Source organism: Bradyrhizobium sp. BR13661, assembly GCF_029892425.1.
Lineage (GTDB): Bacteria > Pseudomonadota > Alphaproteobacteria > Rhizobiales > Xanthobacteraceae > Bradyrhizobium.
Genome location: NZ_JARXWB010000030.1, coordinates 92561 through 100184, shown reverse-complemented (window position 1 = coordinate 100184; position 7624 = coordinate 92561). Strand labels below are relative to the sequence as shown.

Below are 7624 nucleotides of genomic sequence, written 5' to 3'. Positions count from 1 at the left end.
CGCCTTCGCGCAAAACAATGCGCGGTAACGCATCGTGACAACCCCGCTGTCACTGTAATTATCGTGTCTCAGTTCAGGGGTGCAGTCCAGCACTGTCACCGTAACAACCCAGTAACAACCTAGGGCTTGGCCGCTGCACCAATTGTATCTCCCCGGTCGTCGCTATTGAGTGCGCAGTCACCGAAACCAAAAGAATGTATGGTCTACGCCATGGAGCGCTCTCATGGCTGCTAGGTCGATCCGATTAGTGTCGTCGCAACGCCGATAAAGAAGCCGAGCAGCGTTTTAACGGTGTCAAAAGCGAAGCGTAAAACGTCAGGATTCGTGGTCTTAAAGATCGCGCATATCGACACGATGAACGCCGCGGTTAGAGCGAGAAGCATAACGCCTAGTACCCACTGCTTCCCTTGAATGCCCAAGACTCGATTGTCTGTCGGCGAATCTGCGTATGCGGATGCAATCAAATTGAATTGGCTCAGGGCGTCTTCCCAATGGCAGCCGTTCAACTGTCCTTGGATATTCCGCACGACCGATCGCGACGATGTCACGAGTTGCCAAACCTTTTGTAAGGTTGGATCGATCGTTGCATTCTGACTCTTCAGTTTCAGTACGTAGTTGTCGGCCTCGCCGAGTTGATCCGATGCAGCTTGAGCAAGGCTTGAAATCTTTGTCTCTCGTGGATTGAGGTTACGGCAATTCGAGGCGGCGACCATGACGAAGGCAAGGTAAGCAATAACAAGAGCGGCGCCGGAAAGGGCGACAATCGAGAAGTGGCCGGTACGAAGTAGGATTCGAAAGCGTTCGGCCACTGAGCCGGTCAGATATTCGCTTGAATCGAGTCGAGCTTTGGACTTGTCCAGCGTCATAATCCCCCCAAAAAAAGACTAGAGTATCAGTTCAATTCAAGCGTGCAGCCAGGCGGACGGAGTTCCGATGACGGTGCATTCAATTGGCTCTGGGGGCGAGGTAGTGGGTGACAGCGCATTTGGTTGATAGCAAGTGTGGTCATTGCGAGTTTGAGTGACGTAGCGCACCTCACCGAGGATGACCGTGCCAGCAGAGCGGTCCTGCTCGTGGTGACGCGGGCCCTACGCTTTCGTTCCCAGGGCTTCGGCACGGTAGCCTTCGCGTGCTTCGCTTCTGACGTGTAGCGGCTGGCTCGCCGAGCCGAAGCTCGCAGCAACAGTCCGTCTTCGCTTCCGCTCCGCTCCAGCTATGCCGGACACGCTTCGCCCTTATCGGTCCAGCCCGCCTTCGCCCTCAGGGCTTCGGCGCGGCAGCCTTCACTCGCTTCGCTTCTGATGTGTGGCACTGGCTTGCCGAGCCGAAGCTCGCGAAGCGAGCGAAGGCTGGTGGGCCCGGCAGGACTCGAACCTGCAACCAGACCGTTATGAGCGGCCGGCTCTAACCATTGAGCTACAGGCCCCGCCGCGGGACGGCTCGCGGGAACGCGGGGCCGGCAACGGTGCGCGGTTCGTTTACAGGGATGGAGGCGGGGGTGCAATGCCGGGACGGGTGACGTGAAACCGCCGGCGCGATGACGTCGATGATTTTCAAATTTCCGAATTTTGCGATGATGCCCTTATACGCCTGTTTTGCCCGACGGAACAAACGCTTTTTGGGTGGTGTTCAATTTCGATGCCGTAACCCGCTGGAATCGCGTGACTTTTCTACTGTGCATGGGGTTGTTTTCGCGTCTGACGGAAGGGGCCCGCAAGGCCCCCTCATGTCTCGCCGGCTCGCGATGGGCCGTGGCCGCCGCTCAGTCCACCGAGACCCCGGCGAACTCCACGACCTTGCGCCACTTGTCGGTCTCGTCTGCGACGAGCTTGCCGAACTCGGCCGGTGTCATCGGCTTGGGGATGCCGCCATTCTCGGTCAGCCGCGCCACCACCTTGGGGTCCTTCAGCGCCTCGTTGACCGTCTTGTTGAGGAGCTCGACGATGTCGCCCGGCGTGCCCTTCGGCGCGGAGATGCCGTAGAAGCCGACCGATTCGAAGCCCGGCACGGTCTCGGCGATCGCCGGCACGTCGGGCAATGCGGGCCAGCGCTGCGGCGAGGTCACGCCGAGTGCGCGGACAGTGCCGCCGCGCGACTGCTCGAGCGCGGAAGGCAGGTTGTCGAAGATCAGCTGCACCTTGTTGGAGATGATGTCGGGGAAGGCGATCGCCGATCCCCGATAAGGCACGTGCACCATGTCGCACTTGGTCATCGCCTTGAACAGCTCCGCCGACATGTGCACCGAAGTGCCGTTGCCCGACGAGGCGAACGAGATCTTGCCGGGGTTGGCCTTGCAATAGTCGATGAACTCCTGGACCGTCTTCACCGGCATCGCGTTGGAGACGACCAGCATGTTGGTGAGCTGCATGATGCTCGCGACCGGCGTGGTGTCGCGCAGGAAGTCGAACGGCAGCTTCTTGTAGAGCGAGGTCGAGATCGCGTTGTTGGGCGCGACGAACAACAGCGTGTAGCCGTCGGGGGCTGAGTTGATCGCAGCCGCGGCCGCGATGTTGCCGCCGGAGCCGGTGCGGTTCTCGACGATGAATTGCTGGCCGAGCCGGTCCGACAGCGCCTGCGCCATGATGCGTGCGACGATGTCGACCGGGCCGCCGGCGGCAAAGCCGATCAGCCAGTGCACGGGACGGTCGGGGTAGGCGGCGGAGGCGGGAGGCGAAGCGCTGAAAAGCGTGAGAAGAAAAACCAGCCCGCAAACAGCGCCCCGTAAAATTCGCAACATGTCGCCTCCCATTGCTTTATTGTTGAGAGCCATGCTTTCACAAAAACCGCCCGCTGCCTACATCGCCTCAAGTCGATGTTGACGCAGGCGCAGCCGGACCGATGATGAAATTCGTAAGGACTATCCTTCTCAGCATGGCGCTGCTTGCGAGCCCCGCTGCTGCCCAAACCGGAGGCAAGGTCATTTCCGCCACAACGATCAGCTTGGGGACCGCGACGCCGGGCGGCGGGTTCCCGCTTTATGGCAACGCCTTTGCGGAGGTGATGAATGCGGCAGACAGCACGCTCATCATTGCCCCGCGCAACACCAAGGGCAGCAACGAAAACATTCCGCTGCTGGAGAAGGGCGAGCTCGATCTCGCGCTCGTTGCCGGCGAGCCGGCCTACGAGGCCTTCGCCAGCATCGGCCGCGCGAAGGTGGCGCTGAAGATCCTCACCGCGATCTATTCCAATCCCGGCATGTTCGTGGTGCGCGCGGACAGTCCCTACAAGACCATCGACGATCTCGTGGGGCAGCCGGTCGCGTTCGGCGCCAAGGGTTCAGGCCTGCCGATCCTCGCGCGCTATGTGCTCGACGGTCTCGGCCTGAAGCAGGACGAGGACTTCAAGGCCATCTATCTCGACCGTGCCGGCGACGGCCCCGCGATGGTCGAGGACGGCCGCGTGGCCGCGCTCTGGGGCGCGGGCATCGGCTGGCCCGGCTTTGCCGCGGTGGCCTCGAGCGCTTCAGGCGCGCGCTTCATCGCGCCGAGCGCAGAGGAGATCACCCGCATCCGCGCCAAGCATGCATTCCTGAAACCCCTGACGGTGCCGGCCGGCAGCTACCCGAAACAGAGCGAGCCGATCGCCTCGCTCGGCTCCTGGAGCTTTGTGCTGACGCGCGAGGATCTGCCTGACGATGTCGCCTATCGTCTGGCGAAGGCGCTGCACGGCGTCGAGGCGGATTTCTGCAAGAAGCTCGCGCAGGCCTGCGAGACCACAGCGGCGAACACCGTCGCCGCCGCACTGAGGCCGGAGCTGATTCATCCCGGCGTGACGAAGTATTTTCGCGAGATCGGGGTGGTGAAGTGACCGCGTAGCGGTCATTCCGGGGCGGTGCGCAGCACCGAGCCCGGAATCTCGAGATTCCGGGTCTGGTCCTTCGGACCATCCCGGAATGACGATCGCTCTAAGCGATCGTCACTTCTTCACCAGCGGACAGGCCGGGTCCGGCGGCCCAAACGCCTTGTCGCCGGAAATCGTGGTGAGGATCTTGTAATAGTCCCACGGATATTTGCTTTCCTCCGGCGTCTTCACCTGCACCAGCCAGAGGTCGTGCACCATCAGATTGTCGTCGCGAAGCTTGCCGTTGCGGGCGAAGAAATCCTCGACCGGCTTGGCACGCATGGCGGCGGCGACCTTGAGCGGATCGTCGGTGCCGGTTTCCTTGATGGCGTTGAGATAGTGGATCACTGACGAATAGACGCCGGCCTGCCACATCGTCGGCATCTTGTTCATCTTGGCGAAATAGCGCTTCGACCATTCGCGGGTCTTGTCGTCCATGTCCCAATAGAACGAGGTCGTCAGCAACAGGCCCTGGGCTGCCTGCAGGCCAAGGCCGTGGATGTCGGTGATCAGCGCGAGCAGCGCCGCCATCTGCTGGCCGCCCTTGAACACGCCGAACTCCGATCCGGTCTTGATCTCGTTCATGTTGTTCGGGGGACCTGCCGCAATGCCGATGATCTTGGCCTTGGAGGCCTGCGCCTGCAGCACGAAGGAGGAGAGGTCGGGCGTTGCCAGCGGCGGCTTCACCGAGCCCAGCACCTTGCCGCCACTGGCGGTGATGACGCTCGATGCGTCGCGTTCCAGCGAGTGGCCGAACGCATAGTCGTCGGTGATGAAGAACCAGCTGTCGCCGCCGCGCTTGATCACCGCGTCCGCGGTGCCGACCGCGAGCGCGCGGGTGTCGAACACCCATTGCATGGCGTAGGGCGAGCAGAACTTGCCGTGGAAATCGGCCGTGCCGGTCGAGTGGGTGATGAACAGCTTCTTCTTCTCGTTGGCGATGTTCTGCACGGCGAGACCCACGGCGGAGACCGGCACGTCGACGATCAAATCGACCTGGTCGACGTCGTACCAGCGCCGCGCGATGGCGCCGCCGACATCGGCCTTGAGCTGGTGGTCCCCGATCACGATGCTGATCGGCTTGCCGAGCACGGTCCCGCCGAAATCGTCGATCGCCATCTGCGCCGCCGTCACCGAGCCCTGGCCGGTCGGCGCGGAGGCCGGGCCGTTCATGTCGGTGAGCACGCCGATCTTGACGACGTCGTCGGACACCTGCGCCGAAGCGGTGCCCGACAGCAACACCGCCGCCAAGGCGGCCGCGACCGGCAGTCCAAATTTCATTGGATTCACGCTTGTCCTCCCGTGGTTCGGCGCGTTGGCCGAAAGTTGCCCATGCCGGGTATAGGCCCGGCTGAATTGGTTTCTTTTGCAACTATTTCGGGGTGGGCGTCAATCTCAGGCCGCGAAGCGGATCTGGCCGGCAGGCGAGGGATCGTAGCCGGTGAGTTCCTCGGCGCGCTGGCGCAACCGCCGTTCGCTGAGGAACCGGATCAGGGCCTGCATGGCCGGGCGGAAATAGCTGCGCTGCCGCATCGCGAGGTCAAAATTTTCCCAGACCAGCGGCACAAAATCGAGCCCAGCCGAGCGCGCCGCCGCGCGCGTCGCGACGCCGCAATCGGCTTGGCCGGCACGGACTACCTCGGCAAGATCAGGCCCGGTGAGAGCAGGCGTCTCGACCCGTCGCAGATCACGCACCGAGGCGCCCGCGCGCGCCAGCAGCGTATCGAGCAGCATCTGGGCGCCCGTGCCCTGCTGTCGCATCGCGACTTTGGCGCCGAGTGCCAGTACGTCGGCGAGACCGCGCAGCCGCTTCGGATTACCCGGCGGCAGCACCAGACCCTGCTCGCGGCGCACGAAGGCGACCAGCAGCGCATCATGCAGGTCCGGCGCGTCCCGCAGTGCCGCCACGCTGGCATCAGCGGCGAGGTTGCCTTCGGCATCGAGGCCGTGGAAGTGCATCGCGACCGCCATCACCTCGTCGCGCTGCAGCCGTTCGAGCCCGCGTGCACTGCCCTCGGTCATGAAGCCAAGGCCCGAGCCGGATTCACGCAGGCTCCAGTCCAGCAGTTCATCCTGGCTGCCGCCGACCACCGGCGGCGGCTCCGCCGTCCGCATGCCGGCCGGGCGCGCCATGCCCGAGAGCACCCAGAGATCGAGCTCGTGCCGCGGGAAGAGCCACTTGCCTGTTACCTTGGTGCAGGGGATCGCGCCGTTGGTGACGAGTTCGTAGAGCTTGCGTTCGCCGAGACGGAGATAGTCAGCGGCTTCGCTGGTCGTCAGGAATTCCATCCTGCATTCCTATGCAAATTCTTGCTTCTTTTTGACGTTCAACGCAGGTGGAATTCTGCACTTCGATTTTTGTCCGCGCGGACCATGCCTGATGATCTCGTTGCTTTGCAACACATCCTGACGCGTGTTTCGATTTTGGTTGAGGATTCCTGTGAGGCTCGAATGGTTGCGGACCTTGCGGCCCACCATGATGGGCGCGGTTTCAATCAGCGTACCGATTGGTTCATTGCCGAAATATCCCGACCGGCTCGTCTTTGCGCGGTCACAGGCGCGTCGCGAACTTGCCTTTCAGTAGCGGGCAAGGTCAGGTGCCATGTCCGGGGCGGGATGACGGCGGAGGCACGAGCGGTTGCCAAACCGCGCGGTGCATGGTCCACCATGAGGCATGACCCAGCGCCTGCCGCCATCGCTGACGCCGCTCGGCACTGCGCTTGCCGCGCTCCTGCGAGACGTTGATCCGGTCGTGCCGATCGAATTGCCGCTGCGAGAAGCGGTTGGCTGTATCTCGGCGGGGATGCCGTTGCTGCCTGCCCGACCGCCGCGCGACATCGCCGCCGTGGATGGCTGGGCGCTCAGCGCCAACGATCTCGTCGGTGCGTCCTCCTATTCGCCGCTGCCTCTGACCGAGCTTCCGTCCTGGGTCGATGCCGGCGACGTTATGCCCATGGGATGCGATTGCGTGCTCGACGCCGACGCGGTCGAGGTGTCGGGTCCGCTCGCCCAGGTGCTGGCGGAGGGCGTTCCGGGGCAGGGCGTTGGGCGCGCCGGCAGCGACGTCGCAGACAACTCGCCCGCGACTGTCGAGGGATATCCTGTAGGAGCAGCAGCGCTTTTGCCGGCACGCGTTGCCGGTTACGAAAAGTTGAGCGTCAGGCGGCCGCGTTTGCGTATCGTGAATGTACCCTGCGACTCGACCGCGACGATGCAGATGATCGCCGACCTCGCATGTGCGGCAGGATTGGATGCGAGCGCGCATGACGCGGGCGCGCGAGATGCGGTATCGATCGCGGAGACACTCGACGTTTCCGCCTGCGATATCCTGCTGACGATCGGCGGCAGCGGCGTCGGTCGCGCGGATTTTGCGGTGACGGCACTGACTGAGTGCGGAGCGGAACTCGCCCATGGCCTTGCGCTCCAGCCTGGGCGCACTGCAGCCGTTGGGCGGCTTGGAAAGGTTCCCGTTGTCGCCTTGCCGGGCTCGCCCGGTTCGGCGCTCGCGGCCTGGCTTGCGTTGGTGCTCCCTCTCATCGACAAATTGTCCGCACGTCTGTCCCGCCGCACGGTCACTTTCCCGCTCGCGCGCAAGATCGCATCGAGCGTCGGTCTTGCGGAGATCGCTCTGCTGGCCGAGGACCATAAAGCGTGGATGCCGCTTGCCGTCGGCGAATGGCCGCTCCAGGCCATCGCCCGCGCCGATGCATGGCTGCTCATTCCCGCCAGTGACGAGGGATTTGCGGCGGGCGAGCCGGTCGATGCTTACTTGATGCGGGAATGA

General features: G+C 63.3%; 6 protein-coding genes and 1 tRNA gene. 2 read left to right on the top strand and 5 right to left on the bottom strand.

What is annotated here, in order from left to right:
- Positions 1 to 230 precede the first annotated feature (230 nt).
- From M2427_RS34000 to M2427_RS33990, 3 genes are all read right to left on the bottom strand, one after another.
- Complete coding sequence (locus tag M2427_RS34000; RefSeq protein ID WP_280711178.1) at positions 231 to 866, bottom strand: hypothetical protein; 636 nt, start codon at positions 864 to 866, stop codon at positions 231 to 233.
- A gap of 484 nt (positions 867 to 1350) precedes the next feature.
- Positions 1351 to 1426: transfer RNA gene (locus M2427_RS33995), tRNA-Ile, on the bottom strand.
- Positions 1427 to 1762: 336 nt separating this feature from the next.
- Positions 1763 to 2737, bottom strand: coding sequence for a tripartite tricarboxylate transporter substrate binding protein (locus tag M2427_RS33990; protein ID WP_280711177.1), 975 nt, complete (start codon positions 2735 to 2737; stop codon positions 1763 to 1765).
- A gap of 104 nt (positions 2738 to 2841) precedes the next feature.
- Between M2427_RS33990 and M2427_RS33985 the strand changes: the two genes are divergently transcribed.
- The gene (locus tag M2427_RS33985) at positions 2842 to 3807 is read left to right on the top strand and encodes a TAXI family TRAP transporter solute-binding subunit (protein ID WP_280711183.1); all 966 of its coding nucleotides are present in this window, start codon (positions 2842 to 2844) and stop codon (positions 3805 to 3807) included.
- Positions 3808 to 3915: 108 nt separating this feature from the next.
- Here the strand turns inward: M2427_RS33985 and M2427_RS33980 are convergent, their stop codons facing one another.
- Together M2427_RS33980 and M2427_RS33975 are read right to left on the bottom strand one after the other, a co-directional pair.
- Positions 3916 to 5130, bottom strand: a complete 1215-nt coding sequence (locus M2427_RS33980; RefSeq protein WP_280711176.1) for an ABC transporter substrate-binding protein — start codon at positions 5128 to 5130, stop codon at positions 3916 to 3918.
- A gap of 105 nt (positions 5131 to 5235) precedes the next feature.
- Positions 5236 to 6129, bottom strand: coding sequence for a helix-turn-helix transcriptional regulator (locus M2427_RS33975; protein WP_280711175.1), 894 nt, complete (start codon positions 6127 to 6129; stop codon positions 5236 to 5238).
- 385 nt (positions 6130 to 6514) lie between these two features.
- Between M2427_RS33975 and M2427_RS33970 the strand changes: the two genes are divergently transcribed.
- Positions 6515 to 7624, top strand: coding sequence for a molybdopterin-binding protein (locus M2427_RS33970; RefSeq protein WP_280711174.1), 1110 nt, complete (start codon positions 6515 to 6517; stop codon positions 7622 to 7624).